This is a genomic window from Xanthomonas hawaiiensis (assembly GCF_031834635.1).
Taxonomy (GTDB): Bacteria; Pseudomonadota; Gammaproteobacteria; order Xanthomonadales; family Xanthomonadaceae; genus Xanthomonas_A; species Xanthomonas_A sacchari.
On the sequence record NZ_CP115873.1, the window covers coordinates 3,046,964 to 3,071,711 of the forward strand.

At 70.3% G+C, this 24,748-nt stretch carries 22 protein-coding genes; 11 read left to right on the plus strand and 11 right to left on the minus strand.

Translation table 11 applies throughout. From position 1 onward, the window contains the following. The first annotated feature begins 47 nt into the window (after positions 1-47). Positions 48-995: a DMT family transporter gene (locus PG878_RS13125; protein WP_017916225.1), complete on the plus strand. Its 948-nt coding sequence runs from the start codon at positions 48-50 to the stop codon at positions 993-995. A gap of 271 nt (positions 996-1,266) precedes the next feature. Here PG878_RS13125 and PG878_RS13130 read toward each other — a convergent pair whose 3' ends face one another. The 3 genes from PG878_RS13130 to PG878_RS13140 all read right to left on the minus strand — a co-directional run bounded on the left by PG878_RS13130 (position 1,267) and on the right by PG878_RS13140 (position 5,299). Next, positions 1,267-2,334, minus strand: a complete 1,068-nt coding sequence (locus PG878_RS13130) for a sensor domain-containing diguanylate cyclase (protein WP_209029395.1) — start codon at positions 2,332-2,334, stop codon at positions 1,267-1,269. A 133-nt stretch (positions 2,335-2,467) separates the two neighbouring features. Further along, on the minus strand, positions 2,468-3,187 hold the full coding sequence (locus PG878_RS13135) for a pseudouridine synthase (protein WP_209029393.1): 720 nt from the start codon (positions 3,185-3,187) through the stop codon (positions 2,468-2,470). A gap of 153 nt (positions 3,188-3,340) precedes the next feature. Continuing rightward, positions 3,341-5,299, minus strand: coding sequence for a DEAD/DEAH box helicase (locus PG878_RS13140; protein WP_209029391.1), 1,959 nt, complete (start codon positions 5,297-5,299; stop codon positions 3,341-3,343). Positions 5,300-5,562: 263 nt separating this feature from the next. Between PG878_RS13140 and PG878_RS13145 the strand changes: the two genes are divergently transcribed. Further along, positions 5,563-5,784, plus strand: coding sequence for an RNA-binding S4 domain-containing protein (locus tag PG878_RS13145; protein WP_209029390.1), 222 nt, complete (start codon positions 5,563-5,565; stop codon positions 5,782-5,784). 67 nt (positions 5,785-5,851) lie between these two features. Next, a complete protein-coding gene (locus PG878_RS13150; RefSeq protein WP_209029388.1) occupies positions 5,852-6,175 on the plus strand; it encodes a hypothetical protein in 324 nt (107 codons plus the stop codon). Between the two features lie 172 nt (positions 6,176-6,347). On the opposite strand, the gene ubiM is transcribed toward PG878_RS13150, so the two are convergent. The 5 genes from ubiM to PG878_RS13175 all read right to left on the minus strand — a co-directional run bounded on the left by ubiM (position 6,348) and on the right by PG878_RS13175 (position 10,137). Further along, the gene (gene ubiM / locus PG878_RS13155; protein WP_209029386.1) at positions 6,348-7,535 is read right to left on the minus strand and encodes a 5-demethoxyubiquinol-8 5-hydroxylase UbiM; all 1,188 of its coding nucleotides are present in this window, start codon (positions 7,533-7,535) and stop codon (positions 6,348-6,350) included. Positions 7,536-7,634: 99 nt separating this feature from the next. After that, complete coding sequence (locus PG878_RS13160) at positions 7,635-8,024, minus strand: MAPEG family protein (RefSeq protein ID WP_209029385.1); 390 nt, start codon at positions 8,022-8,024, stop codon at positions 7,635-7,637. Between the two features lie 43 nt (positions 8,025-8,067). Beyond that, positions 8,068-8,655, minus strand: a complete 588-nt coding sequence (locus PG878_RS13165; protein WP_244663536.1) for a DUF4019 domain-containing protein — start codon at positions 8,653-8,655, stop codon at positions 8,068-8,070. Between the two features lie 64 nt (positions 8,656-8,719). Continuing rightward, a complete protein-coding gene (locus PG878_RS13170; protein ID WP_209029383.1) occupies positions 8,720-9,007 on the minus strand; it encodes a hypothetical protein in 288 nt (95 codons plus the stop codon). 86 nt (positions 9,008-9,093) lie between these two features. Next, positions 9,094-10,137, minus strand: a complete 1,044-nt coding sequence (locus PG878_RS13175; RefSeq protein WP_209029419.1) for a COG3904 family protein — start codon at positions 10,135-10,137, stop codon at positions 9,094-9,096. Positions 10,138-10,345: 208 nt separating this feature from the next. On the opposite strand from PG878_RS13175, the gene PG878_RS13180 reads away from it, so the two are divergent. From PG878_RS13180 to PG878_RS13190, 3 genes are all read left to right on the plus strand, one after another. Next, positions 10,346-11,818, plus strand: a complete 1,473-nt coding sequence (locus PG878_RS13180; RefSeq protein WP_209029381.1) for a DNA-3-methyladenine glycosylase 2 family protein — start codon at positions 10,346-10,348, stop codon at positions 11,816-11,818. Beyond that, a complete protein-coding gene (locus PG878_RS13185; RefSeq protein WP_209029380.1) occupies positions 11,815-12,342 on the plus strand; it encodes a methylated-DNA--[protein]-cysteine S-methyltransferase in 528 nt (175 codons plus the stop codon). Before PG878_RS13180 ends, PG878_RS13185 begins: the two co-directional genes overlap by 4 nt. A gap of 171 nt (positions 12,343-12,513) precedes the next feature. Beyond that, positions 12,514-13,935, plus strand: a complete 1,422-nt coding sequence (locus PG878_RS13190) for a chloride channel protein (protein WP_209029378.1) — start codon at positions 12,514-12,516, stop codon at positions 13,933-13,935. A gap of 163 nt (positions 13,936-14,098) precedes the next feature. Here the strand turns inward: PG878_RS13190 and PG878_RS13195 are convergent, their stop codons facing one another. Both PG878_RS13195 and PG878_RS13200 read right to left on the minus strand, forming a co-directional pair. Then, positions 14,099-14,284, minus strand: coding sequence for a 30S ribosomal protein THX (locus tag PG878_RS13195; RefSeq protein WP_010343492.1), 186 nt, complete (start codon positions 14,282-14,284; stop codon positions 14,099-14,101). 111 nt (positions 14,285-14,395) lie between these two features. After that, positions 14,396-14,809, minus strand: a complete 414-nt coding sequence (locus tag PG878_RS13200) for a MerC domain-containing protein (RefSeq protein ID WP_209029376.1) — start codon at positions 14,807-14,809, stop codon at positions 14,396-14,398. A 155-nt stretch (positions 14,810-14,964) separates the two neighbouring features. Between PG878_RS13200 and PG878_RS13205 the strand changes: the two genes are divergently transcribed. Next, positions 14,965-17,037 carry a TonB-dependent receptor gene (locus tag PG878_RS13205; protein WP_209029374.1) on the plus strand — a complete coding sequence of 691 codons (2,073 nt, stop codon included), beginning with the start codon at positions 14,965-14,967 and terminating at the stop codon, positions 17,035-17,037. Between the two features lie 57 nt (positions 17,038-17,094). Here PG878_RS13205 and PG878_RS13210 read toward each other — a convergent pair whose 3' ends face one another. Continuing rightward, a complete protein-coding gene (locus PG878_RS13210; protein ID WP_010343489.1) occupies positions 17,095-17,427 on the minus strand; it encodes a DMT family transporter in 333 nt (110 codons plus the stop codon). A gap of 342 nt (positions 17,428-17,769) precedes the next feature. Here PG878_RS13210 and PG878_RS13215 point away from each other — a divergent pair, with 342 nt between their 5' ends. The 4 genes from PG878_RS13215 (at position 17,770) to PG878_RS13230 (ending at position 24,552) form a co-directional block, all read left to right on the plus strand. Then, entirely contained in the window at positions 17,770-20,160 is a 2,391-nt protein-coding gene (locus PG878_RS13215) for a TonB-dependent receptor (protein ID WP_209029372.1), read from the plus strand. A gap of 352 nt (positions 20,161-20,512) precedes the next feature. Further along, positions 20,513-21,346, plus strand: a complete 834-nt coding sequence (locus PG878_RS13220) for a 2Fe-2S iron-sulfur cluster-binding protein (RefSeq protein WP_209029370.1) — start codon at positions 20,513-20,515, stop codon at positions 21,344-21,346. Beyond that, on the plus strand, positions 21,333-22,334 hold the full coding sequence (locus PG878_RS13225) for an FAD binding domain-containing protein (RefSeq protein WP_209029368.1): 1,002 nt from the start codon (positions 21,333-21,335) through the stop codon (positions 22,332-22,334). Before PG878_RS13220 ends, PG878_RS13225 begins: the two co-directional genes overlap by 14 nt. Before the next feature lie 22 nt (positions 22,335-22,356). Continuing rightward, positions 22,357-24,552, plus strand: a complete 2,196-nt coding sequence (locus PG878_RS13230; protein ID WP_209029366.1) for a xanthine dehydrogenase family protein molybdopterin-binding subunit — start codon at positions 22,357-22,359, stop codon at positions 24,550-24,552. The last annotated feature ends 196 nt before the right edge of the window (positions 24,553-24,748 follow it).

A 24,748-nucleotide genomic window follows, 5' to 3' on the forward strand; every position in this document is an offset into this window, starting at 1 on the left:
CCCCCCGTCTGCGACCGTCGCGCCACGGTTTGCGCGACAATACGCGGATGCCGATGCACCCCACCACCAAAGCCCAGCTGCAAATCCATTTCTGCGTCCTGCTGTGGGGGATCACCGCGATTCTCGGCAAGCTGATCACCCTGCCCGCGCTGCCGCTGGTGTGGTGGCGGATGCTGATGGTGGTGGCCGCGCTGGCCCTGCTGCCACGGGTGTGGCGCGGACTGGCGGCATTGACGCCGAAACTGGCGCTCGGCTACGCCGTGGTCGGCGCCCTGGTCGGCCTGCATTGGCTGACCTTCTACGGCGCGATCAAGCTGGCCAACGCCTCGGTCGCCGCGACCTGCATCGCGCTGGCGCCGGTGTTCACCGCGGTGATCGAACCGTGGGTGGCGAAGCGGCCGTTCCGCCCCAGCGAACTGGCCTTCGGCCTGGCGGTGCTGCCGGGTGTGGCGCTGGTGGTCGGCGGGGTGCCGCACGGCATGCGCGCCGGCGTGGCGGTCGGCGCGGTGTCGGCGTTGCTGGTGGCGGCGTTCGGCTCGCTCAACAAGCGCCTGGTCGACCACGCCGATCCGTTGACCGTGACCGCGCTGGAACTGGGCGCGGGCACCCTGACCCTGACCGCGCTGGCGCCGTTGCTGCCGTTCGTGCTGCCGGCCCTGAGCGGGCCCTTGCTGGTGCTGCCCAGCCTGCACGACACCGCGCTGCTGCTGGCGCTGGCGCTGCTGTGCACGCTGCTGCCGTTCGCCCTGGCCCTGGTCGCGCTGCGCCGGCTCAGCGCCTATGCGGTGCAACTGGTCACCAACCTCGAACCGGTCTACGCGATCGTGTTCGCGATCGTGCTGCTGGACGAGCAACGCCAGCTCACCGGGCTGTTCTACCTCGGCGTGGCGGTGATTCTGGGCGCGGTGTTCCTGCATCCGCTGCTGACCCGCACGCGTCCGGTGCAGCACCCGGAGCTGCTGGCGACCTGCGAGGCGAAGAACGTGGTGGAGTGAGCGCCGGGGCGCTCACTCCGGGATTCGGGATCGGGCATTCGGGATTAGCCCTGCCCCGTGCATTTGCGGCATCACCGCAGGCCCGACGCGAAGGGCGCAGCATGCTCGGGAAATAGCCCCTCTCCCCCCGGGAGAGGGGTTGGGGTGAGGGTACGGCGCGAAAGCGTCTGCGTAACCTGCCTTTGCGAGGCGACGCGCCTACCCCTTGCGAGGAACTTTTCCCGTGGAACAAGGAGGAGTCTGAGGATCGTCCCGCGATGACGTGGCGTGCCTACGCCGCCAGCGACACGCAATCGCGGCCGGCACGCTTGGCCTGGAACAGGCCCTGGTCGGCGCGCTTGAGCAGGTCCTCGGCGCTCTCGTGGTCCTGCAGCGTGGCCACGCCGATGCTGGCGGTCAGCGGAATGCCGAGTTGCAGCAGGCTGGTGTCCTGGCGCAGGCGCTCGCAGGTGCGCATCGCCTGCACCGCATCCATACCGGGCAGCAACAGCGCGAATTCGCCGCCGCCGTAACGCGCCACGACGCTGTCCGGCGGCAGCCGCGCGCGCAGCATGTCGGCCAGCGCCAACAGCGCCTCGTCGCCCTTGTCGTGGCCGTGCAGGTCGTTGACGCTCTTGAAGTAGTCCAGATCCAGGATCGCCACGCTGAGCGGCGCCGAACCCGGCTGCGCCGCCTCGGCGTGGATCATCAACGCGGTGGCGAAGGCGCGGCGATTGAGCAGGCCGGTCAGCGGATCGGTGCGGGCCTGCTCCAGCAATTCGGCGTTGAGCGATTCCAGCGACTCCTGGTACTGCAGCAACTGTTGCTCGTACCAGGCGCGTTCGCGCAGCTGCAGCGCCAGCGCATGGCTGCTGCGGCGCAGTTCGATCAGTTGCATCACCTGCCGCGACAGCGCCTGCAGCGCCGCCAGTTGTTCCGGCTCCAGGGAGCGCGGGCGATTGTCGAGCACGCAGACCGTGCCGACCGGCAGGCCCTCGCGGGTCAGCAGCGGCGCGCCGGCGTAGAACCGCACGCCGCCCTCGGTGACCAGCGGATTGTGCTGGAAGCGGGCATCGGCCGTGGCGTCGGCGACCACCATCACCTGCTCCGGGGTCAGGATGGTGTGTCCGCAGAACGACTCGTCGCGCGCATTGCTCAGCAGGCACACGTTGCGCTGCGCCTTCAGCCATTGGCGTTCGGCGTCCACCAGCGAGATCAGCGCCGAGGGCGTGTCGCACAGCTTGGCGGCGATGCCGACCAGATCGTCGTAGGACGCTTCCGGTTCGGTATCGAGAATCTGCAACGCATGCAGCGCCTGCAGGCGCGCGGCTTCGTTGTCGGGCTTGCGGGGCTTGATCACGGGGTACCTGGCAGCGGCAATGGTGCGCGTTGCGCAGTATGGCCATATCCGCGGCGGACGCCAGTCCTGGCAGGCGCGCCACCTGTACAATTTGGCCGCGCGGCGGCGGCCGACGGCCGACACTGAGACGCCGTTACCACTCCTGGCGCTGCGGCAGCAGGCCGCGCAGTTCCTGCTCGGTGAGATTGCGCCACTGGCCCGGCTTCAGCGCGCCGATCTTGATGTTGTCGATGCGCACGCGGCGCAACTGGGTGACGCGGTAGTCGAAGGCCGCGGCCATCAACCGGATCTGCCGGTTGAGCCCCTGCTCCAGCACGATGCGGAAGCCGAACTTGGCGATCCGCGCGGTGCGGCACGGCAGCGTCATCTGGTCGTGCACGCGCACCCCGCGCGCCATGCCGCGCAGGAACTCGTCGGTGACCGGTTTGTTCACCGCCACCAGGTATTCCTTCTGGTGGCGGTTCTCGGCGCGCAGGATCTCGTTGACGATGTCGCCGTTGCTGGTCATCAGGATCAGCCCCTCGGACTCCTTGTCCAGGCGCCCGATCGGGAAGATGCGCTGCTCGTGGCCGACGAAGTCGACGATGTTGCCCTTGACCGCGCTCTCGGTGGTGCAGGTCACCCCGACCGGCTTGTTCAGCGCGATATAGACGTGGCGGCGTCCGCTCTTGGCCTTGGCGCGCGCGCGCAGCGGCTGCCCGTCGACCTTGACCTCGTCGCCCTCGCCCACCACCGAACCCACCCCGCCCGGCTGGCCGTTGACGGTCACACGGCGCGCGGCGATCAACCGATCGGCCTCGCGGCGCGAGCAAAAACCGGTCTCGGCGATGTGCTTGTTGAGGCGGACGGACATGGGCTGGGACTGGGGAATCGGGAATGGGGAATGGGGAATGGCAAGAGCGGGCTGCTGCCAGCTTGGCCAATGTTTGGCTTCGGGAGGGAAGGCAGGTATCGGCAGCGGGGATGCCACCCCATTCCCGATTCCCCACTCCCCATTCCCGGCCTCTCAGCGCTTCGGCGGCCCCTTGCGCGGCGGGCGGTCGGCGGCGAAGCGGCCGGCCGGGCGCGGGCCGGCGGCGTTGGGCTTGCCGCCGGGCTTGCCGGTACGGGCGAACTTCGGCTTGAACGGCGCGCCGCCGGCATCGTCGCCTTCGAGCTTGCGCATCTGCAGTTGCTGGCCGGACACCCAGACCTTCTTCAGGTGCGTCAGCAGCTCGCGCGGCATATCCGCCGGCAGGTCCAGCACCGAGTGGTCGTCGTGGATGTCGATGCGGCCGATGTACTTGCTTTCCAGCCCGGCTTCGTTGGCGATCGCGCCGACGATGTTGGCCGGCTTGACCCCGTGCTGGTGGCCGACCTCGATGCGGTAGGTCTCCATGCCCACTTCCGGCGCGCCGCGCGGCGCTTTCGGCGCCTTGTCGCGGCGCGGCGCCTCGAAGCTGCCGACATCGCGGTGGTAGTCGAAATCCTCGCCGCGCGCAGCCGGCGCCGGACGCGCCGGACGCTCGCCATCGTCGCGGCGCGGCGCACGCGGCTCGCGCTCGAACTTCGGCTCGAAGCGGGGACGGTCCGGGCGCTCGCCACGCTCCGGCCGCTCGCGGCGCTCGAAGCGCTCACCCTGCGGCGGGCGCGGACGGTCCGGGGCCAGCAGCAGCGGCGTCTCGCCCTGCAGCAGGCGCGCCAGCGCCGCGGCCACTTCCACCATCGGCACGTTCTTCTCGGCCTCGAATTTCTGCAGCAGGTCGCGATACATGTCGATGCCGCCGCTGGCGATGGTCTCGCTGATCTTCTCCATGAAGCGGCTGACGCGCTGGTCGTTGACCGCGTCCACGCTGGGCAGCTGCATTTCCTCGATCGGCTGGCGCGTGGCGCGCTCGATCGCGCGCAGCATGCCGCGCTCGCGCGGGCTGACGAATAGGATCGCCTCGCCGCTGCGCCCGGCCCGGCCGGTGCGGCCGATGCGGTGCACGTAGCTTTCGGTGTCGTAGGGGATGTCGTAGTTCAGCACGTGGCTGATTCGCTCCACGTCCAGGCCGCGCGCGGCCACGTCGGTGGCGACGAGGACGTCGAGCTTGCCGTCCTTGAGCTGCTGGATCACCCGCTCGCGCTGCGCCTGCTGGATGTCGCCGTTGATCGCCGCCGCGGCCAGGCCGCGCGCCTGCAGCTTCTGCGCCAGTTCGTCGGTGCCGGCCTTGGTGCGCGCGAAGATGATCATCGCGTCGAACGGCTCGACCTCCAGGATACGGGTCAGCGCGTCGAGCTTGTGCAGCCCGCTCACCGCCCAGTAGCGCTGGCGGATATTGGCCGACGTGGTGGTCTTGGAGGCGATGATCACCTCGGCCGGGTCGTTCAGATAGGTCTGCGCGATGCGCTTGATCGCCGGCGGCATGGTCGCCGAGAACAGCGCCACCTGGCGCGACTCCGGCAGCTTCTTCAGCACCGCCTCGACGTCGTCGATGAAGCCCATGCGCAGCATCTCGTCGGCTTCGTCGAGCACCAGCGTCTTCAGTTCGGACAGGTCCAGGGTGCCGCGGTCCAGGTGATCGATCACCCGCCCCGGGGTGCCCACCACCACGTGCACGCCGCGCTTGAGCGCCGACAGCTGCTGCACGTAGGGCTGGCCGCCGTACACCGGCAGCACCTGGAAGCCGGGGATCGCCGCGGCGTAGCGATGGAACGCCTCGGCCACCTGGATCGCCAGTTCGCGGGTGGGCGCCAGCACCAGCGCCTGCGGCTTGCGCTGGGCGAAATCCAGCCGCGACAGGATCGGCAGCGCGAACGCGGCGGTCTTGCCGGTGCCGGTCTGCGCCTGGCCGAGCAGGTCGCGGCCGGTCAGCAGCGCCGGGATGGTGGCGGCCTGGATCGGCGACGGCGACTCGTAGCCGACGTCGGCCACCGCCTTCATCACAGCAGGGGAGAGGCCGAGATCTGCGAACAGCAGCGGCGCGGGGGTATCTTGGGACATGGGAGACTCCGGGGGCGCCGCAGAGAACCGGCAGGCGCAAAGAAGCCCCTATTGTGCGCCCTGACGGCCCGCATGTCGAAAGCAGGTGAAGGGCACCGTTCAGGCGTGACCCGCTCCGCACTGCCGGACGACGGTCTTGGCGCGGGGTCCGCAAGGCGCAGCGCAACGGCCCGCCACGGCGGCAACAACCTGCAGCCAGCGACACGCTGGGCGTTTTGTCCGCGAATGACCGACAATGGGCGCCGATTTCCGAGCAGCCCCCAATGCAGACCATCGATCTCCAGCTAGAAAGCGACTACGTGGAACTCAAGCACCTGTTGAAACTGACCGGCCTGTGCGACAGCGGCGGCGCGGCCAAGGCCGTGATCAGCGAAGGCCAGGTGCGCGTGGACGGCGAGGTCGAACTGCGCAAGGCCTGCAAGGTGCGCGCGGGCCAGGTGGTGCAACTGGGCGACGTGCAGGTGCAGGTGCTCGGCAAGCAATGATCGCCATCGGCGCAGCCGGCCCGTCGTGCGCCGGCCGGCTGCGACTGGCGACGCGGCGTGCCGCGCGATGCTGATCGAACTCGGCGCCCGCAACATCGCGCCGTCGGCGGAGGATCCGCACCACGACGTGTACACGGTGCACCTCGATCCCGCCGCGGCAAAGCCGTTCTGCCTGGGGCAATCCATCCGCGGCGGCCATGCCGAACGCGGCGGCTGCATCTTCCTGGCGCTGGACGAACTGGACGCCTGGTCCGGCGACTGGCGCCAGCACCTGCGCCACGCCGGCTGCACCTGGGCCATCGCCCCGATCGAAGCGGCGCAGCGCGGCGGCGACCTGCAAGCCGCCCTCGCCCAGCTCGTCGTCGGCGCGGCGCAATCGCGTTCACCCTGAAGGCTTGCTTTCCGCCCCTCGTAGGAGCGGCTTCAGCCGCGACCGGGCTTTACCGGGAGAGCCCGGTCGCGGCTGAAGCCGCTCCTACGAGGAGGCGCACCACAGGCTCAGTCCTGGCGACAACCGCCACAGCGCACGCGCCGACCCGTCGCTCTTCCCGGCCGCCCTGACCTCAGCGCCCCATCGCCACCACGCGCTGGGTCAGGTGCGCGGCGATCGCACGCTTGAACGGCGCGACCCGGTCGGCCACGCGCAGCGCGGCGCTGCGCAGGGCGCGCGCCGGCAGGCGGTCGTCGGTGTAGAGCGCGGCGATCGCATTGGTCGCCTCGTACAGCGGCCGCGTGGCCAGGCGGTGTCCGCGCTGGTAGCCGGCCAGCAAGGCCGGGGCGGCGATGTCGCCGCCGCGTGCGACCGCGTCGTGCAGCGCGCGCGCCAGCCGCGCCTGGCTCTGCAGGCCGAAATTGAAGCCGTGCGCGGTCACCGGATGCATGCCCACCGCGGCGTCGCCGATCAAGGCATAGCGCTCGGCGACGAAGCGCTGCGCGTACACCGCCACCAGCGGATACGCCTGCGGCCGCACCAACGGCGTCATCGCCCCGAGGCGATGCTCGAAGCAGGCACCGATCTCCGCGCCCAACGCCGCCTCGTCCATCTGCAGCAGCGCCTGCGCGCGCTCCGGCGGCAGGGTCAGCACCGCCGAGGCCGCGTTGCCGTGCAGTGGCAGCAGCGCCATGGTGCGGCCATAGCCGAACCACTCCCAGGCCGTTTGATGGTGCGGACGTTCATGGCGCACCCGGCAGACCAGCATCGTGCGACCGAAATCGCGCAGCTGCGCGCCGATCCCGCTCATGCGCCGCGTGCTGGAAAAACGACTGTCGGCCGCCACCACCAGCCGCGCGGCCACGCTGCGGCCGTCGGAGAGCTGCAACTGCGCCTGGCGCGCGTCGCGGCGCAGCGCCTGCACCGACACGCCGTCGAGCAGGCTCAGGCCGGGCTGGTCCTGCACCGCGGCGAACGCGGCGCGGCGGATCAGGTGATTGGGCACCAGCCAGCCCAGGTCGCCACGATCGCCCTCGCCCGCGGCGAAGGTCAGCGCGAACGGCGAGGACCCATTCATCACCCGCGCATCGCGCAGCGGCGCGATCGCCTGCGGGTCGATCCGCGCCCACAGGTCCAGCTGTTCCAGCAGCGCCCGCGAGGCATGGGTCAGCGCGATTTCGCGGCCATCGAAGGCGGCCTCGGCCAACGCCGCGCGCGGCTGCGGCTCGATCAGCGCCAGCGACAGGCCGCTGCCGGCCAGCGAACGCGCGAAGCACAGCCCGGCAGGGCCGGCCCCGACGATGGCGATATCCACTTGCATGCGGCGACTCCGTGATCGAACCCGGACAGGATACGACCGCCGCGCACCGCGTCCTTGATCTGGATCAGCGCTGCGACGATCGGTCGCAGCACGGCGCGCTCAGAACAGCGCCCACACCAGTTGCAGGATCGCCCACAGCGACACCACCCACACCAGGCTGCGCACGTACGGCACGCCGGCAGCGTACAGCGGCACATAGGCCACCCGCGCCCACAGGTAGAGTTGCGCCGACAGCGCGGTGTGCGCATCGCCCCTGCCCAACGCGGCCACCGCCACCGCGGCGGCGGCGAAGAACGGGAAGGTCTCCAGGAAATTGCGCAGCGCGCGATCCAGGCGCCCGGCCACGCCGGCCGGCGGCGGTTGCGGCGCATCGCGCGCGCCGGCGTTCCACTTCAAGCCACGTTGGGCGGTGACGAAGGCGGAGGCGAGCAGCAGTTGCGCGATCCCGAGCAGGATCGCCCAGGCCAGCATGCGGATTTCGGTGGGCATCGGAGCCTCGTCGGCAACGGGAAGATGGCGCGCAGCATGCCGCTCAATCGGGCATGGCGACGTGATAGCCGACCAGGCGCCAGGTCTTGTCCTCGTCCAGCCGCAACGACACCAGTTCGCGCACCGGCTGCGGCGCATTGGCGAAGCGGCTGGGGAAACTGATGTTGACGTAGGTGCCCGGCGGCACCTGCGAGCCGGCGGCGTACTGCACCCGCGCCACGCTGGCGACGCCGCGGCCGAGCAGCGCGCCCAGTCGGGCACGCGCGGCGTCGATCTCGCGCACGAACACCGCACGCGTCACCGCCTTCTTCGCCACCGCCGAGGCGCCGTCCCACAGCTCGCCGGTGCGCCCGGCATCGACCAGTTGCGCGGCGCGCAGGCCGGCCTGTGCCATCTGTGCATCCTGCTTGGCCAGCGGCCCGGGCGCGGGCACGGCGGAGCCGGCATGCCGCGGCGTCGGTTTCGGTGCCGCCGCGGGCGCGGCAGCAGGTGCGGCGGGCGCCGCTGGCGGGGCAGTGGTCGGCGCGGGCGCGGACGATGCCGGGGGCGCGGTCTGCGCGGAAGCGAAGCCAGCGACAAAAGCCAGCAGGACGAAAGTGAGGCGGAACGGCAAGGAGATGGACAAGGACATCGCTCGGCAGCGGCGGCGGCAAGGGCCGCAGTCTACGCGGCCTGTGCGGACCAGCGCAGCGGCCCTACGGCGTCTCCTCGCTCGCCACGACCGCAGTCTCGCTCGCCACTCCCGCGGCCGCAGCCGGGGCGGCGTAGCGCTGCCGGTGCCAGGCGCGCCAACTGGCCCATAGCGCCCAGGCGGTCGCCGCCAGCAGGGCGAGCAGACTCAGCAGCGAGCCGGTCCGCGCCAGCCAGGGCGCGTGCAGGCCGTTGGCCAGGTGCAGCAGCACTTCGGCGATCACGAAGCCGCCCACCGCCAGCAACGCCGGGGGCAGATACAGCCGCAGCATCAAGCGGGTTCCGGCGGCCATGCGCGTGCTCCGGTGTGGAATGCCGCGACGCTAGCCCCGCCTCCATGCCCGCCACGTGAATGGGCGGCACGCGCCGCAGCGGCCGTTCAGGCGCCGGGCGAGGCCAGCGGCAGCGTCGCCACGTCGATCTCCGACAGCGGGCTTTCGGCCGGACAGGCCTGGTCCGGGAATCCGAAGCGCTGCTTCAGCGCCTGGCCGCAGGCGGTCAGGCTCTCCAGGTCCACGTCCTTTTTGGTCTTGCACTCCTGGTCGAAAGCGACCAGGAACGCGTCCTTGCGCCGCACGAAATCGTCGCCGCACTTGCGCAACTGCTTGATCCGCTCCAGGTCGTCCTGCACCGCGTTGGTGCCGTCGAGCCCGTACTGCTTGAGCTCGTCGCTGCTGAGCAGGCGCAGGCTGCGGTTGGGCACGGTCATCATCAGGTCGGCCACCGCCACCGCCACGCCGTTGCGCTCCAGGTAGTCCTTGACGTTGCCATAGACCTCCTGCAGCTCGCGGTTGAGTTCGGCGCGCGAGGTCGCGGTGGAACTGATCCGCATCATCCGGTGGATGCCGACCTTGCCGGAGATCAGCCGGTTGTCGCCGGCGGCCAGCACGAACACGCAGGCGCTGTGGCAGACCGAGCCTTCGCGCACCCACACGGTCCAGCCGGATTCGCCGATCGCATCGCCGGCGCGGATCGCCGCCTCGACCTGGCCACCGCTGGAATCGAGGTCGAGCACGCGCTTGCCGATGCCGGTCTGCCTGGCCACCTCGGCCAGGCGCCGCACCATCTCGGCGAAGCCGGCGTTGATCTTGCCGACATAGCGCACCCGCATCAGGCCGCGCTCCCGGCATGGCGCCAGCGCCGCTTCCACCGCTGGCCGGTCCAGCCCGGCCAGCGGCTGGCCGTCGCCGGCCTCGGCAGCGTAGTCGGTATCGCAACTGACGAAGGCCTCGCCGTTCTCCAGGGTGGCCTCGTCCCAGGCCTGCGGATCGCGCTTGGGCGTGACCGCATGCGGCGGTCGCGCTGGCGGCGCGCCGATCGAGACCATGTGCTCGCCGTCGGCGGAGGGGCTGTCGGCGACGGTCCGCGGTGCCGACGCCGGCTGCTGCCCGCAGGCCAACAGGCCCAGGCAACACAGCGACAACCAGCAGAGTCTGAACGAAGCAACCAAGCGCAGGATCCACGGCGAACACGGAAGGCAGACGCAAGACGCCCACCGACCTAGTCTAGTGCCGCAGCGCGGAACCTCCCCAACTGCGCCTAAACCGCGGGCACCACGGCCATGCGAGCGCGACGGCATTGCTGTCCGAAAACGGCCAGTGCGCCGCGCCGGGGCCGACTAGACTGGCGCCATGCCTGCCCTCGCCGCCACCGATCACGCCCTCTACGACCGCGCCCGCCAGTCGCGCGATGCGCGCTTCGACGGCGTGTTCTTCACTGCGGTGCGCAGCACCGGCATCTACTGCCGGCCGGTATGCCCGGCGCCGCCGCCCAAGCGCAGCAACGTGCGCTATTACCCCAGCGCCGCGGCCGCGGCGGCGGCCGGCTACCGGCCGTGCCTGCGCTGCCGTCCCGAACTGTCGCCGGAGGCGCAGCAACAGGTGGGCGAAGAGGCGGTGCGGCGGGCACTGGCGCTGATCGCCGAAGGCGCGCTGCAGGACGCCAGCGTCGCCGCGCTGGCCGCCGAACTGGGCATCAGCGCGCGCCAGTTGCAGCGCCTGTTCGTGGCCCAGCTCGGCGCCACCCCGGCGGCGGTGCACGCCACCCGGCGCCTGTTGCTGGCCAAGCAACTGCTCACCGAGACCGCGCTGCCGATCACCCAGGTGGCGCTGGCGGCCGGCTTCAACAGCCTGCGCCGCTTCAATGCCGCCTTCCTGGACGGCTGCGGCATGCCGCCCTCGGCGATCCGCAAGCAGCGCGCCGAGAGTCCCGGCGGCGACCTGGTGCTGCGCCTGGGCTATCGGCCGCCGCTGGACTTCCTGGCGATGCTGGCGTTCCTGCGCAAGCGCGCCATCCCCGGCATCGAGCGCATCGGCGAGGCCAGCTACGAGCGCGTGCTCGGCCCCTGCGAGGCCTCCACGCGCATCCGCGTCGAGGCCGATCCGCAGCGCCACGAACTGCGCCTGCACATCGCCGCGGCCGATCCGCGCGCCATTCCCGACATCGTGCGGCGGGTGCGCCGCGTGTTCGACCTGGATGCCGACCTGCGCGCGGTACACGCCACGCTCGGCGACGATCCGCTGCTGGCGCGCGCCATCGCCCGGCGTCCCGGGCTGCGCGTGCCCGGCGGCTGGGACGGGTTCGAAGTGGCGGTGCGTGCGGTGCTCGGCCAGCAGGTCAGCGTCGCGGGTGCGGCGACCCTGGCCGCGCGCCTGGTCGATCGCCATGGCGCCGCGCGGCCCGGCCAACCGCCGGGGCTGGACCGCGCCTTCCCGACCCCGCAGGCGCTGCGCGATGCGCCGCTGGAAGCGATCGGCCTGCCGCGCTCGCGGGCGGCGACGATCCGTGCGCTGGCGCAGGCGGTGCTGGACGGCCGTCTGTCCTTCCGCGCCGGCCAGCGCCTGGACGACTTCGTCGCCCACGCCATCACCTTGCCCGGCATCGGCGCCTGGACCGCGCACTACATCGCGCTGCGCGCGCTCGGCCAGCCCGACGCCTTCCCCGCCGGCGACCTGGTGCTGCAACGCATGCTCGGCGAAGGCGGCGCACGCCTGAGCGAACGCGCCACCGAGGCGCGCGCGCAGGCCTGGCGACCCTGGCGCGCCTACGCGGTGCTGCACCTGTGGCACCTGGCCAACGACCCTCCCGAGGAGAACCGCGCATGACCGCGCCCCCGCTGTCCTACGACCGTTTCGACACCCCGATCGGCATGCTCACCGTCGCCGTCGGCAGCGATGGCGTGCGCCACATCCTGTTCCCGGAGAACCGCTACGACGCCCGCGGACGTGCCGACTGGGTGCACGACCCGGCGCCGGTGCGCGCCGCGCGCGAGCAGCTGCTGGCCTACTTCGCCGGCGAGCGCGACCACTTCGACCTGCCGCTGGCGCCGCACGGCACCGACTTCCAGAAGCGGGTGTGGCTGGCGCTGGCCGAGATCCCGTTCGGCGCGACCTGGAGCTACGCGCAACTGGCGCACCATCTCGGCCAGCCGCGCGCGGTGCGTGCGGTCGGTGCCGCCAACGGCCGCAACCCGCTGCCGATCGTGCTGCCCTGCCATCGGGTGATCGGCGCCAACGGCGCGCTCACCGGCTTCGGTGGCGGCCTGCCGACCAAGGCCGCACTGCTGGCGCTGGAGCGACGCGAGGGCGGCAGCACGGCCGTCGGCACGATGGCGCCGCTGTTCGGCTGAGCGTAGCGGCCACGCGGCGGCGCCGATCGACGTCCATCCCTCGCTTGAACCACCCGCTCCGCCTCCCTGCCGCGCCCGACGACGGCGATCCGCCGGCGCTGCGCTGAGCGCCAAGGCAACGGCCGCGGCGCGCCGGCGCCCGCCTTGAGCAACGCATGCGACAATGGCCGCATGCACTCGCCCGACTCCGCGCAACCACCGCGCCTGCGCCAACTGATCTCGCAGGAGAGCTGGAAGCAGCGCGCCGTGCTGTGGGGCGGCGCGGTGGCGGTGGCCTTGGTCTCCATCGTCTTCGCCAAGGCCAGCGACGCCGCCTTCCATCTGTTCCAGCGAATCATCGGGCATTCGCCCTGGTGGGCGCTGCTGCTGACCCCGAGCGTGTTCGCCCTGCTCGCCTGGCTGACCAACGGCGCACTGCGCCCCACCCGCGGCAGCGGCATCCCGCAGGTGATCGCCGCGCTGGAACGTCCCGACGACGGCTTCCGCCAGGCCAATCTGTCGCTGCGCGTGTCCGCGGGCAAGCTGATGCTGACCACCATGGCCCTGTTCGGCGGTGCCTCGATCGGCCGCGAAGGCCCGACCGTGCACGTCGGCGCCAGCCTGATGTACGTGTTCGGGCGCTGGTTCGGCTTTCGCGATGCGCGCCAGGCCAGCCATTTCCTGCTGGCCGGCGGCGCCGCCGGCATCGCCGCGGCGTTCAATACGCCGCTGGCCGGCGTGGTGTTCGCCATCGAGGAACTGAGCGGGCGCTTCGAGCACCACTTCTCCGGCACCTTGCTGACCGCGGTGATCGTCGGCGGCGTGATCTCGCTGGGCCTGCTCGGCGACTACACCTACTTCGGCCGGGTCGCCACCGCCGGCCTGCCGCTGGGCAAGGCGTGGCTGGCGATCCTGCTGTGCGGCGTGGTCGCCGGCCTGCTCGGCGGCGCCTTCGCGCGCATGGTGCTGCTCACCGTCGCCGGCAAGCCGCGCTGGCTGGGCGAGTTGCGCCGGCGCCAGCCGGTGCTGCTGGCTGCGCTGTGCGGCCTGGCGCTGGTGCTGCTGGGCCTGGTCTTCGGCAACGGCGCGTTCGGCACCGGCTACGAGCAGGCGCGCAGTCTGGTGCAGGGGCACGCCAGCGTCGGCCACGAATTCGGCCTGATGAAACTGCTGGCGAACCTGGTGTCCTACGTGGCCGGCATCCCCGGCGGCCTGTTCTCGCCGGCCCTGGCGGTCGGCGCCGGACTCGGCCACAACCTCGCCGTGCTGATGCCGGGCGTGGATCCGCGCATCTTCGTGCTGCTGGGCATGTGCGCCTATCTCACCGGCGTGACCCAGGCGCCGCTGACCTCGGCGGTGATCTCGCTGGAACTCACCGACAGCAGCGACATGCTGCTGCCGATCCTGGCGACGGTGCTGATCGCCCGCGGCGCCTCGGCGCTGGTCTGCCGCACGCCGATCTACCGCGGCCTGGCCGAGCTGTTGCTGGTGGCGCCACCGCCGGCCCCTACACCGCCCGCGGAAGAGGAAACGCCGACCTCGCTGGTCGCCGACCTGGCCGGCAGCGACCACGACGATCGCGACGACCGCCCCACCGCGCAACGCCCGCACTGACGGGTGGCGCGTGCCCGGCGCTGGTGCGATCGGGAAGCGCGCTGCCACTGCCGCTTCCGCCGCAAGACTGCCAGCCGCCGCCTGGCGGCGACGGTCAGGAATGACACAGACATAAAAAAACGCGGCGCAAGCGCCGCGTTCTTCGTCGCAACCGGTGGCTGGCTCAGCCGGCCTTGGCGACCGTCTTCTTGGCCACGGCCTTCTTCACCGCCGGCGCCTTGACCACCGACTTCTTCGCGGCCGGCGCGGCAGCGCCCACGGCCACCTTGCTCACGCTGTGCGAGCGCGAATTGCCGTAGCTGGCGTTGTAGCGCTTGCCCTTGGCGGTCTTGCGGTCACCCTTACCCATGCTCATCGACTCCTGAATGTGTGTGCGAAAACCCCCGCGCGATGCACGGGGTTTGGCGAGGCCAACGCGGTCGGCGCCCTCGCGCAAGGGCGGCAAGCCTACCACGTGCGCTCAATGGGCGCAGCTTGCGTCGTGCACGTGGCCGTGGTTCAGGCGCAGGTTGAGCAGGTGGGCCAGCCCGACCAGGGTGCCGCCGAAGGTCATGATCGCCGCATGCGGCGCCACTGCATGATGCAGCGCCGGCACCAGCAGCCCGGCCCACAGCGACAGCAGGCCCAGCGATAGCAACCCCAGCGCCTGCCACACGCGATGCCGGCGATAGCCGAGCACCAGGCTGAACAGGCCCAGGCAGGTCACGAACAGCACCAGGGTGCGCTCCACGCCGTCACCCAGCCACATCGACAGGCCCAGCGACGGCAGCACCGCCAAGGCCAGCGGCAGCACCGCGCAATGCACCGCGCACAGCAGCGAACCGGTGGCGCCGAGGCGGTCGAGCGCGGCGCGCAGATCGAACGGTGAGGACATGGCGGTCGGCACGGGTTGAAAGTGTTACGGAATAATATAACATTCGGCCGCCGGCGACCAGCGCGTCCCGTGCCCCTTCCTCGACCGTCCGCCGCCATTGCGCGGCGCCGGTGGTGCGCGCGTCGCCCCCGAACGTCCCTCCTAATGGAATGCCCATGCCCGCTCCCCGTCCCGTCCTGCTCCGCCGTTCCGCCCTGTCCCTGGCCTTGCTTGGCCTGCTGAGTCCGTCGCTGGCCCTGGCCGCCGACCCCACCGCCACGACGACCGCGGCCGATGCCACGCCGCCGGCGAGCGACAGCCGCCACGGCGCCGGCCACACGCAGGACCGGCACGTGAAGGACATGGACCAGGTGGTGGTCACCGCCAGCCCGCTGCGCGACGCCGCCGGCGCGTTGAGCCAGCCGGTGGACGTGCTGGCCGGCGAGCGCCTGGACGAGGCTCGCGGCGCCAGCATCGGCGAGACCGTGGCCAGCCTGCCGGGCGTGCAGAGCTCCAATTTCGGCCCCGGCGTGGGCCGGCCGATCATCCGCGGCCTCGACGGCCCGCGCGTGGCGGTGCTCAACGACGGCCTGTCCTCGCAGGACGTGTCCACGGTCAGCCAGGACCATTCGCCGGCAGTGGAGTCGTTCCTGGCCGACCAGATCGAAGTGCTGAAAGGCCCGTCGACCCTGCTGTACGGCTCCGGCGCCATCGGCGGCGTGGTCAACGTGGTCGACGGACGCATCGCCGAGACCCCGGTCGACGGCGTGCACGGCCGTGCCGAGGCGCGCTGGGAAGGCGGCGACAAGAGCGGCAACACCGACATGTTCCGCGTCGATGCCGGCAACGGCAGCGGCCTGTCGATCCACGCCGACGGCGTGTATCGCAACCTGAAGGACTACGACACGCCGGAAGGCCCGCAGCTCAACTCGTTCGTCAAGTCCAAGGTCGGCTCGATCGGCAGTTCGCTGGCCGGCGACTGGGGCTTCGTCGGCGTGTCGGTCTCGCGCTTCCGCGACGACTACGGCAACCCGGGCGAGCCGGGCGATCCGGCCGCCGGCGAGCGCGGCGTGTCGCTGCAGCTGCACCAGGACCGCTTCGAGCTCAAGGGTGCGCTGAACGACCCGTGGGGCGATGGCAGCGCGCTGCGCTACAGCTTCGGCCACACCGCCTACACCCACACCGAGTTCGAAGGCGCGGAGGTCGGCACCAAGTTCGACAAGCGCGCCAACGAAGGCCGCGTGGAGGCCTCCTTCGGCCTGGGCGGCGGCTGGCAGACCGCGGTCGGCGTGCAGGGCAGCGACTCGACCTTCCAGGCGATCGGCGAAGAAGCCTTCGTGCCGAAGACCGACACCCGCGCCATCGGCGTGTTCGCGCTGGCGCGCAACAGCTGGGACCGCGTGCAGGCCGAAGTCGGCGCGCGCGTGGACAAGACCAAGTACGAGACCGACACCGGCGTGGACCGCGACTTCACCCCGAAGAGCCTGTCGCTGAGCGGCGGTTTCCGCTTCAACGAACAATGGCGCCTGACCGCCAACCTCGACCACGCCGAGCGCGCCCCGGCCGAGGAAGAACTGTTCGCCAACGGCCCGCACATCGCCACCCTCGCCTACGAGATCGGCAACCCCGACCTGAAGACCGAAAAGGCCAACCAGGCCGAGCTGGGGCTGATCTTCAAGAACGACTGGGTGGATGCCAAGGTCGCCGGCTACTACAACCGCTACGACGACTTCATCTACATCGTCGACACCGGCGGCCAGTGGTACCACGAGGAGGACAACGACTTCCTGCCGATCCGCCAGTGGACCCAGGCCGATGCGGTGTTCCATGGCTTCGAAGGCGAGGCCACCTTTCACCTGGCCGACAACGACAGCGGCGCCTGGGACCTGCGTGTGTTCGGCGATACCGTGCGCGCGCGGCTGAAGGACGGCGGCAACCTGCCGCGCATCGCGCCGGCGCGCTACGGCGCGCAACTGCGTTGGGACGCCAGCCACTGGCGCGCCGCGCTGGGCGCCACCCGCTACCAGAAGCAGGACAAGGTCGCGGTCAACGAAACCCCGACCGCCGGCTACACCCTGGTCGATGCGCACCTGGCCTATCACGTCGATGTCGGCAGCACCGCCTGGGAAGTGTTCCTGGACGGCAACAACCTGACCGACCAGGACGCGCGCGTGCACACCTCGTTCCTCAAGGACGAGGTCATGCTGCCCGGCCGCAGCGCCTCGTTCGGCGTGCGCCTGTTCTTCTGATCGGCACGTTCACCGCCGCGTGACGAGGCCGCCTTCGGGCGGCCTCTCTTTTTCCGGCTAATGCGGCGCACTGCGCGAGAACACGTTGATCACCACCACGCCGGCGACGATCAGCGCCATGCCGACGATCGCCGGCGGATCCAGCGCCTGGCCGAACCGCCACCACGCCAGCAGCGAGATCAACACGATGCCGATGCCCGACCAGAGCGCATAGGCCACGCCCACCGGCACGCTGCGCAAGGTCAGCGACAGCAGATAGAAGGCGATGCCATAGCCGCACAGCGCCAGCAGCGTCGGCCACAGCCGGGTGAACCCCTCACTGGCCTTCAGCGCCGAGGTGGCGACCACCTCGGCGAGGATGGCCACCAGCAGGAACAACCAGTTCTTCATTGCAAAACGCTCTTGCATACACGCGCGCCACGATAGCAAGTGGAACGTGGTGAGGATGGCGACAGTCATTCTTCCGGCTGCCCACGTGTAACCGCACGCGACGCCACACTGCGCAGCGCACGCCGTGCGTGGCGGTGCGATGGCGGCCTGCGTGGGCAACCTGTCACGCAAACCTCGTCCTTACCGCGCTGCACAACGGTCCGATCGCCCGACGGGGTTACAAAGGGCGCCGCGCGTCGCCCCCTGCTTCGCGCCGTACCGGCCGCTGCGACGCGGCCGCGCGCTGCACGCGCGTGCCGCATCCCGGCCGATCGTTCCGAATGAAGAAAGGAGAGATTCTTCATGCATCTTGCGCCGCTTCATCATCTGCTGCCCCTGTCCATCGCCGCCGCCCTGCTCGCGCCTCCCGCGTTGGCACAGACCGCCGACGCACCCGCTGCGCCGGCAACGCAACCCGACGCCACCACCCTGGATACCGTGGTCGTCAGCGGCACTGCGCGCTTCAGCGGCCTGCGCAAACGCGACGCGAGCTTCTCGATCACCACCGCCACACCCGAACAGATCCAGCAGGCGGTGCCGCAGAGCAGCGCCGACCTGCTGAAGATCGTGCCCGGCGTGTGGGCCGAGCCCAGCGGCGGCGGCACCGGCGCCAACATCTTCGTGCGCGGCATGCCGTCGGAAGGCGATGCGCCGTTCGTCACTTTCCAGCTCGATGGCGCGCCGCTGTTCCCGCCGCCGACGCTGTCGTTCCTGGAAAATTCCACGCTGTTCCGCACCGACGACACCGTCGAACGCATGGAGGTGCTGCGCGGCGGCTCCAGCCCGATCTTCTCCAACGGCCAGGCCGGCATCACCGTCAACTTCATCCAGAAGAAGGGCCAGGACGAGCCGGAAGGCAGCGTGCGCCTCACCGGCGGCAGCGACGCCCTGCGCCGCATCGATCTGTTCAACAGCGGGCCGATGGGCAACGGCTGGTACTACAGCATCGGCGGCTTCTTCCGCGAGACCGATGGTGTGCGCGACCCGCAGTTCCCGGCGGACAAGGGCGGCCAGTTCAGCGCCACCCTGAGCAGGCGCTGGGACAGCGGCGAACTGTCGTTCTATGCGCGCCATACCGACGACAACAACGCCTTCTACACGGCGATCCCGCTGTTGTCGCGCAACAACGGCAACGACCTGTCCAGCTTTCCCGGCCTCGACGCGCAGCACGGCACGCTGCTGAGCGACGACTTCCGCAACGTCACCCTGCCGGTCGGCCCCAACGGCCAGACCATCCGGCGCGACCTCGACGACGGCCGCGGCGTCAACATCGACGTATTCGGCGGCGAACTGAACTGGCAGTTGGGCGACTGGACCCTGGCCGACCGCTTCAACGTGATGGGCGGCACCGCGCCGACCTATGCGCTGTTCACCGGCGACGCGCCGCAGCGGCTGGGCGACTTCATCGCCGGCTACGGCAGCACCGGCAGCGCGCGCTATACCAACGGCGGCGGCGCGGTCGATCCGAACCAGCAGGTGCTGGAAGCCGGCTGGTGGTCGGTGGACAAGCGCCTGAACTCCTTCACCAACGACCTGCGCCTGAGCCGCGCGCTGTTCGCCGGCAACACGCTCACCGTGGGCAGCTACTACGCCAGGTATACCTCCAACGACACCTGGTACCTCGGCAACACGATGCTGCTGACCGCGCAGAACCATGCGCGGCGCGTCGACGTGACGCTGGACGACGGCCGCCAACCGACCCGCGACGGCTTCACCAGCACCGCCTTCCTGGCCCTGCGCGCGCACTACCAGGGCGAGAACGCTGCGGTGTTCGTCGCCGACGAATGGGAACTGGACGAGCGTCTGCGCCTGGACCTGGGCGTGCGCTACGAGCGCCAGCGCGTCACCGGCACCGTGCACGACACCGCCACCGTCGACCTGGACGGCAATCCGGCCACGCTCTACGACAACGCCACCTCGATCTCGCTGCCGAGCGCGCGGCGCATCGACCAGGACGACAACGCGCTGTCGTGGACGGCCGGATTGAACGTCAAGCTCGACGCGCACAACAGCGTGTTCGCGCGGGTCAATTCCGGGGTCAAGTTTCCCGGCTTCGACAACCTGCGCGACGGCCAGACCAAGGTGCAGGACATCCGGCAATACGAACTGGGATTGAAGTCCGGCGCGACCAACTACGATCTGTACCTCACGGCGTTCTACAACACCTTCAAGAACTCGCCGTTCCAGGCCTTCCTGGCCAACGGCAGCAACTTCACCACGGTCGGCGATTCGCGCGCCTACGGCCTGGAGGTGGAAGGGGCGATCCGTCCGTTCGGCGGCTTCGAACTGGCCGGCACCGGGGTGTGGCTGGACGCCAAGTACCGCAACTACCGCGAGTACACCGGCAACCAGGTCATGCGCCAGCCCAAGCGCCAGTTCCGGCTGACCCCGAGCTACTACTGGATGCTGCCGTTCGGCGACCTGCGCGTGTTCGCCACCTACTCCTACATCGGCGAACGCTACGCCGACCTGGCCAACAGCCAGCGCCTGCCGTCCTACGACATGCTCGACGTCGGTGCCAGCCTGCACAGCGGCGAGCACTGGGAGTTCACCGTCAGCGGCAGTAACGTGACCGACACCCTAGGCCTGACCGAGGGCAATGTGCGCGTGCCCGGCGCGGCCACCGGCGGCGTGTTCATGGGCCGCCCGATCGCCGGCCGCCAGTATCAGGTGTCGGTGGCGTATCGCTGGTAGCGCCTGCACGATTGCAGACGCCCATGCTGCAATCGCCACCATGGGCCGCGTAGCGTCAGCCGCGGCAGGCGCAGTCCGCCTGCCGCGGCGGCAACCGCGCCTGCCGATGCACTGAGCGTCGCGCACCTGCGCCACGCGATTCCGACCATCGTCCGGACCGAATCACTGCCCCGACACCCTCCCTTCGCGTTCTCTTCGCAGTCCCTTCGCGGTCCCGCCGCGATGCTCGTGTTTCGGGTGCCGATGCGTGCCCGCACGTCGGCGTCGCGATGGCGACGCCGCTACCCAGGCCGATTCGCTCCATGCTGCGCCACGGCGCGCGCGGTGGCGGTCCCCCAGGCAGGAGAGACCGATGCAGCATGACCCCCACCGTTCCGAGGCCGCGTCCGGCGCTGCCGACAGTGCGCGCGACACTCCATTGAGCGAGGACGAGGCCGCGTTGGCGCGCCGGCTCGGCATCAACGGCCTGTCGCGCCGCGAATTCCTGGCCCTGCTCTCGGCCGCCGGCCTCAGCAGCGCCGGTGGGCAGATCCTCTTCAGCGAAGCCGCGTTCGCCGCACCCGTCGCCAAGGCCGCACCGCCGCAGAACGCGTTGCCGGTCGTCCTCGAGGTCAATGGCCAGCGCCATGCGCTGCAACTGGATCCACGGACCACCTTGCTGGATGCACTGCGCGAACACCTGGCACTGACCGGCACCAAGAAGGGCTGCGACCACGGTCAGTGCGGCGCCTGCACGGTGATCGTCGACGGCGAGCGCCGCCTCTCCTGCCTGACCCTCGCCGCGCAGGCCGAAGACACGCAGATCACCACCATCGAAGGCCTGGCCGACGGCGAGCGGTTGCATCCGATGCAGGCTGCGTTCGTGCAGCACGACGGCTTCCAGTGCGGCTACTGCACGCCTGGGCAGATCTGCTCGGCGGTGGCGCTGTTGAACGAGATCAAGCGCGGCGATGCCAGCCACGTCAGCGCCGACGTCAGCCACCCGGTCACCGAGCTCAGCGACGCCGAGGTGCGCGAGCGCATGAGCGGCAACATCTGCCGCTGCGGCGCTTACCCCAAGATCGTCGCCGCCATCCAGGACGTGCACAGCGGCGGCGCGCCGCGGCCGTTGACCTGGCGCTATGTCGACCAGTCCGAACTGACCGCACTGAAGATGGCGAAGGAGGTGGCCGATGACGCCGTTTAAGTACCAGCGCGCGACCTCGCCGGAGGACGCGGTGCGCCGTGTCGCCGCCAACCCGAACGCACGCTTCCTCGGCGGCGGCACCAACCTGCTCGACCTGATGAAGGAAGGGGTGACCGGTGCCGACGAGATCGTCGACCTGACCCGGCTCAAGGGCCTGGCCGAGATCGCCGAAACCGCCGACGGCGGCCTGCGCCTGGGCGCGCTCGCCAACAACACGCAGACCGCGAACCATCCCTTGGTGCGCCAGCGCTATCCGTTGCTGAGCCAGGCGATCCTGGCCGGGGCCACGATGCAGTTGCGCAACATGGCCAGCAACGGCGGCAACCTGCTGCAGCGCACGCGCTGCGGCTACTTCTACGACACCGCCCTGCCCTGCAACAAGCGCGAGCCCGGCAGCGGCTGCGGCGCGCGCGAGGGGCTCAACCGCACCCACGCGATCTTCGGCCACAGCGCGCACTGCGTGGCCGTGCACCCGTCGGACATGTGCGTGGCCCTGGCCGCGCTGGACGCAACCGTGCAGGTGCGCACGCCGGCCGGCGCCCAGCGCGAGATCCCGTTCGCCGAATTCCACCTGCTGCCCGAGGCGCGCGCCGATGTCGACAACCAGCTCGCGCATGGCGAACTGATCGAGTCGATCACCCTGCCGGCACCGGGGTTCGCCGCGCACAGCCATTATCTGAAGGTGCGCGACCGGGCCAGCTACGCGTTCGCACTGATCTCGGTGGCCGCGGCGCTGGCGCTGGAACCGGACGGGCGCATCCGCGAAGCGCGCATCGCCATGGGCGGGGTGGCGCACAAACCCTGGCGTGCGCGCGCCGCCGAACGCGCGCTGGTCGGGCAGCATGTGGGTGAAGCTGCCTTCGCCGCCGCCGCGCAGGCCGAGATGGCCGCGGCGCGGCCGCTGGCGCACAACGCCTACAAGATCCCGATGGGCACGCACGCGATGATCCGCGCCCTGCACCGCGCCAGCGGCAGCGATGCCGCGTGAGCGGCCAACCGGAGAACCGGCAATGAACTACATCGGTAAGGAAATGCGCCGCGTCGACGGCTTCGCCAAGGTCACCGGCAAGGCACGCTATGCGGCCGAGTTCCAGATCCCACACCTGGTCCACGGCTACATCCTCACCAGCACCATCGCCAAGGGCCGCATCGTGCGCATCGACACCCGCGCCGCCGAAGCCGCGCCGGGCGTGATCAAGGTGTTGACCCACCTCAATGCGATCAAGCCGGTGTCCGACGCGGTCAAGAAGAAGGGCGAAGACCTGTCGTTCCGCGCCCTGGTCGACGACCGCATCCATTTCAACGCGCAGCCGATCGCGGTGGTGGTGGCCAGCACCTTCGAGCAGGCCCGGCACGCGTCGCGGCTGATCCAGGTGGAGTATGCCACCGAGGCGGCGCACACCGATTTCGACGCGTTGCTCGACCAGGCGCACGATCCGACCCCTGAAGAGTCGCCGAAGCCGCGCGGCAACCCGGCCGCCGCGTTCGCCGCCGCGCCGGTGAAGCTGGAGGCCGCGTACACGATGCCGGTGGAGCACCATAATCCGATGGAACCGCACGGCGGCATCGGCTACTGGATCGGCGACACCCTGACCGTGGTCAACAAGAGCCAGAACGTCTACCAGGACCGCGAACAGCTGGCCGGCTACTTCGGCATTCCGGTGGACAAGGTCAATGTGGTCTCGCTGTTCGTCGGCGGCGCATTCGGCTCCTGCCTGCGCCCCAACTACTACACCTTCCTGCTCGGCGCGGTCTCCAAGGCGGTCGGCCTGCCGGTGAAGATCGTCTACACGCGGCGGCAGATGTTCAGCGGCCATGGCTACCGCCCTTACTACCGCGTGGAACTGGGCCTGGGTGCCGACGCCGCCGGCACGCTGCAGGCGATCCGCTACCGGCACGTGCTCAACACCTCGCGCATCGAGGCGTTCAACGAGGCGATCTTCCGCAATGCACGCTCGCTGTACGCGTGTCCGAACGTGGAGGATCGTTTCGAGGTGGTGGAGACCGACCTGCCGACGCCGCAAGCGATGCGCGCGCCCGGCACCATCAGCCAGATGTTCGGCATCGAGTGCGCAATGGACGAACTGGCCTATGCGCTGAAGATGGACCCACTGCAACTGCGCCTGGCCAACTACGCCGAGACCGACCCGGAAACCGGCAAGCCGTTTTCCAGCAAGGCGCTGCGCGAGTGCTACGCGCTCGCCGCCGAGACCTTCGGCTGGAGCAAGCGCACGCCCGAGCCGCGCTCCATGCGCGATGGCCGCCTGCTGGTCGGCTGGGGCATGGCCACCGGCACCTGGGCGTCGATGCAGATGCCGGCGCTGGCGCGGGTGGTGCTGAAGGCCGACGGCAGCGCCCGGGTCGGTAGTGCCACGTCCGACATCGGCCCCGGCACCTACACGGTGATGACCCTGATCGCCGCCGAGTATCTGGGCATCGACGCCAAGCGCGTGCAGTTCGAACTGGGCGACACGCGCCTGCCCAAGGCGCCGGCGCAGGGCGGCTCGTGGACCACCGCCAGCGTCGGCAGCGCGATCCACGGCGCGGCGCGCGAGATCCGCGGCAAGCTGCTGGAACTGGCCAGGCAGGATGGGCAGGCCGCGTTCAGCGGACTGGACGTGGATGCGGTGGAACTGGTCGATGGCCAGCTGCGCCCGACCGGCAAGCCCGAAGCCGGCCTGGAAGTCGCCAAGCTGATGCGCCAGCACGGCCTGCAGGAGCTGGAGGTGGTGCACGAATCCAAGCCCTCGGCCGAGCGCAAGCAGTACGCCACCGCCGCGCACGGCGCGCAGTTCATCGAGGTCAAGGTCGATCCGGACACGGGCATGGTGCAGGTGACCCGGGTCATCGAAGCCACCGCCTGCGGCAAGATCATGAATCCGCTGACCTCGCACAGCCAGGAAATCGGCGGGGTGGTGATGGGCATCGGCATGGCGCTCAGCGAAGGCACCGAGATCGACCATCGCTACGGGCGCATGCTCAACGCCTCGCTGGCCGACTATCACGTGCCGGTCAACGCCGACGTGCACGAGATCCAGACCATGTTCGTCGAAGAGAACGACACCATCGTCAACCCGCTCGGGGTCAAGGGCATGGGCGAGCTGGGCATGGTCGGCATTCCCGCGGCCATCGCCAACGCCGTGTTCCACGCCACCGGCAAGCGCATCCGCGACCTGCCGATCACCCCGGACAAGTTGATCGGCTGAGCGCGATCGCCTCTTGCTGCGCCGCGTTTTTGCGCGCAATTTGTTCTTGTAGGAGCGGCTTCAGCCGCGACAGGCATGATCGAGAAAGCCCATCGCGGCTGAAGCCGCTTGTGTCAAATGAGGGTCTATCGTTGCAGGTGAGAGCGGAGTGCGGCAGGCCGTTTAGCCGTAGTGCCAGCAAGCACGAGTAGGAGTC

What these genes read in the sequence shown, in the direction of transcription:
- PG878_RS13125 (WP_017916225.1), top strand. Translation starts at nt 48, where the DNA reads ATGCCGATGCACCCCACCACCAAAGCCCAGCTGCAAATCCATTTCTGC.
- PG878_RS13135 (WP_209029393.1), bottom strand. Translation starts at nt 3,187, where the DNA reads ATGTCCGTCCGCCTCAACAAGCACATCGCCGAGACCGGTTTTTGCTCG.
- PG878_RS13140 (WP_209029391.1), bottom strand. Translation starts at nt 5,299, where the DNA reads ATGTCCCAAGATACCCCCGCGCCGCTGCTGTTCGCAGATCTCGGCCTC.
- PG878_RS13145 (WP_209029390.1), top strand. Translation starts at nt 5,563, where the DNA reads ATGCAGACCATCGATCTCCAGCTAGAAAGCGACTACGTGGAACTCAAG.
- PG878_RS13150 (WP_209029388.1), top strand. Translation starts at nt 5,852, where the DNA reads ATGCTGATCGAACTCGGCGCCCGCAACATCGCGCCGTCGGCGGAGGAT.
- ubiM (WP_209029386.1), bottom strand. Translation starts at nt 7,535, where the DNA reads ATGCAAGTGGATATCGCCATCGTCGGGGCCGGCCCTGCCGGGCTGTGC.
- PG878_RS13160 (WP_209029385.1), bottom strand. Translation starts at nt 8,024, where the DNA reads ATGCCCACCGAAATCCGCATGCTGGCCTGGGCGATCCTGCTCGGGATC.
- PG878_RS13165 (WP_244663536.1), bottom strand. Translation starts at nt 8,655, where the DNA reads ATGTCCTTGTCCATCTCCTTGCCGTTCCGCCTCACTTTCGTCCTGCTG.
- PG878_RS13170 (WP_209029383.1), bottom strand. Translation starts at nt 9,007, where the DNA reads ATGGCCGCCGGAACCCGCTTGATGCTGCGGCTGTATCTGCCCCCGGCG.
- PG878_RS13180 (WP_209029381.1), top strand. Translation starts at nt 10,346, where the DNA reads ATGCCTGCCCTCGCCGCCACCGATCACGCCCTCTACGACCGCGCCCGC.
- PG878_RS13185 (WP_209029380.1), top strand. Translation starts at nt 11,815, where the DNA reads ATGACCGCGCCCCCGCTGTCCTACGACCGTTTCGACACCCCGATCGGC.
- PG878_RS13190 (WP_209029378.1), top strand. Translation starts at nt 12,514, where the DNA reads ATGCACTCGCCCGACTCCGCGCAACCACCGCGCCTGCGCCAACTGATC.
- PG878_RS13195 (WP_010343492.1), bottom strand. Translation starts at nt 14,284, where the DNA reads ATGGGTAAGGGTGACCGCAAGACCGCCAAGGGCAAGCGCTACAACGCC.
- PG878_RS13200 (WP_209029376.1), bottom strand. Translation starts at nt 14,809, where the DNA reads ATGTCCTCACCGTTCGATCTGCGCGCCGCGCTCGACCGCCTCGGCGCC.
- PG878_RS13205 (WP_209029374.1), top strand. Translation starts at nt 14,965, where the DNA reads ATGCCCGCTCCCCGTCCCGTCCTGCTCCGCCGTTCCGCCCTGTCCCTG.
- PG878_RS13210 (WP_010343489.1), bottom strand. Translation starts at nt 17,427, where the DNA reads ATGAAGAACTGGTTGTTCCTGCTGGTGGCCATCCTCGCCGAGGTGGTC.
- PG878_RS13215 (WP_209029372.1), top strand. Translation starts at nt 17,770, where the DNA reads ATGCATCTTGCGCCGCTTCATCATCTGCTGCCCCTGTCCATCGCCGCC.
- PG878_RS13220 (WP_209029370.1), top strand. Translation starts at nt 20,513, where the DNA reads ATGCAGCATGACCCCCACCGTTCCGAGGCCGCGTCCGGCGCTGCCGAC.
- PG878_RS13225 (WP_209029368.1), top strand. Translation starts at nt 21,333, where the DNA reads ATGACGCCGTTTAAGTACCAGCGCGCGACCTCGCCGGAGGACGCGGTG.
- PG878_RS13230 (WP_209029366.1), top strand. Translation starts at nt 22,357, where the DNA reads ATGAACTACATCGGTAAGGAAATGCGCCGCGTCGACGGCTTCGCCAAG.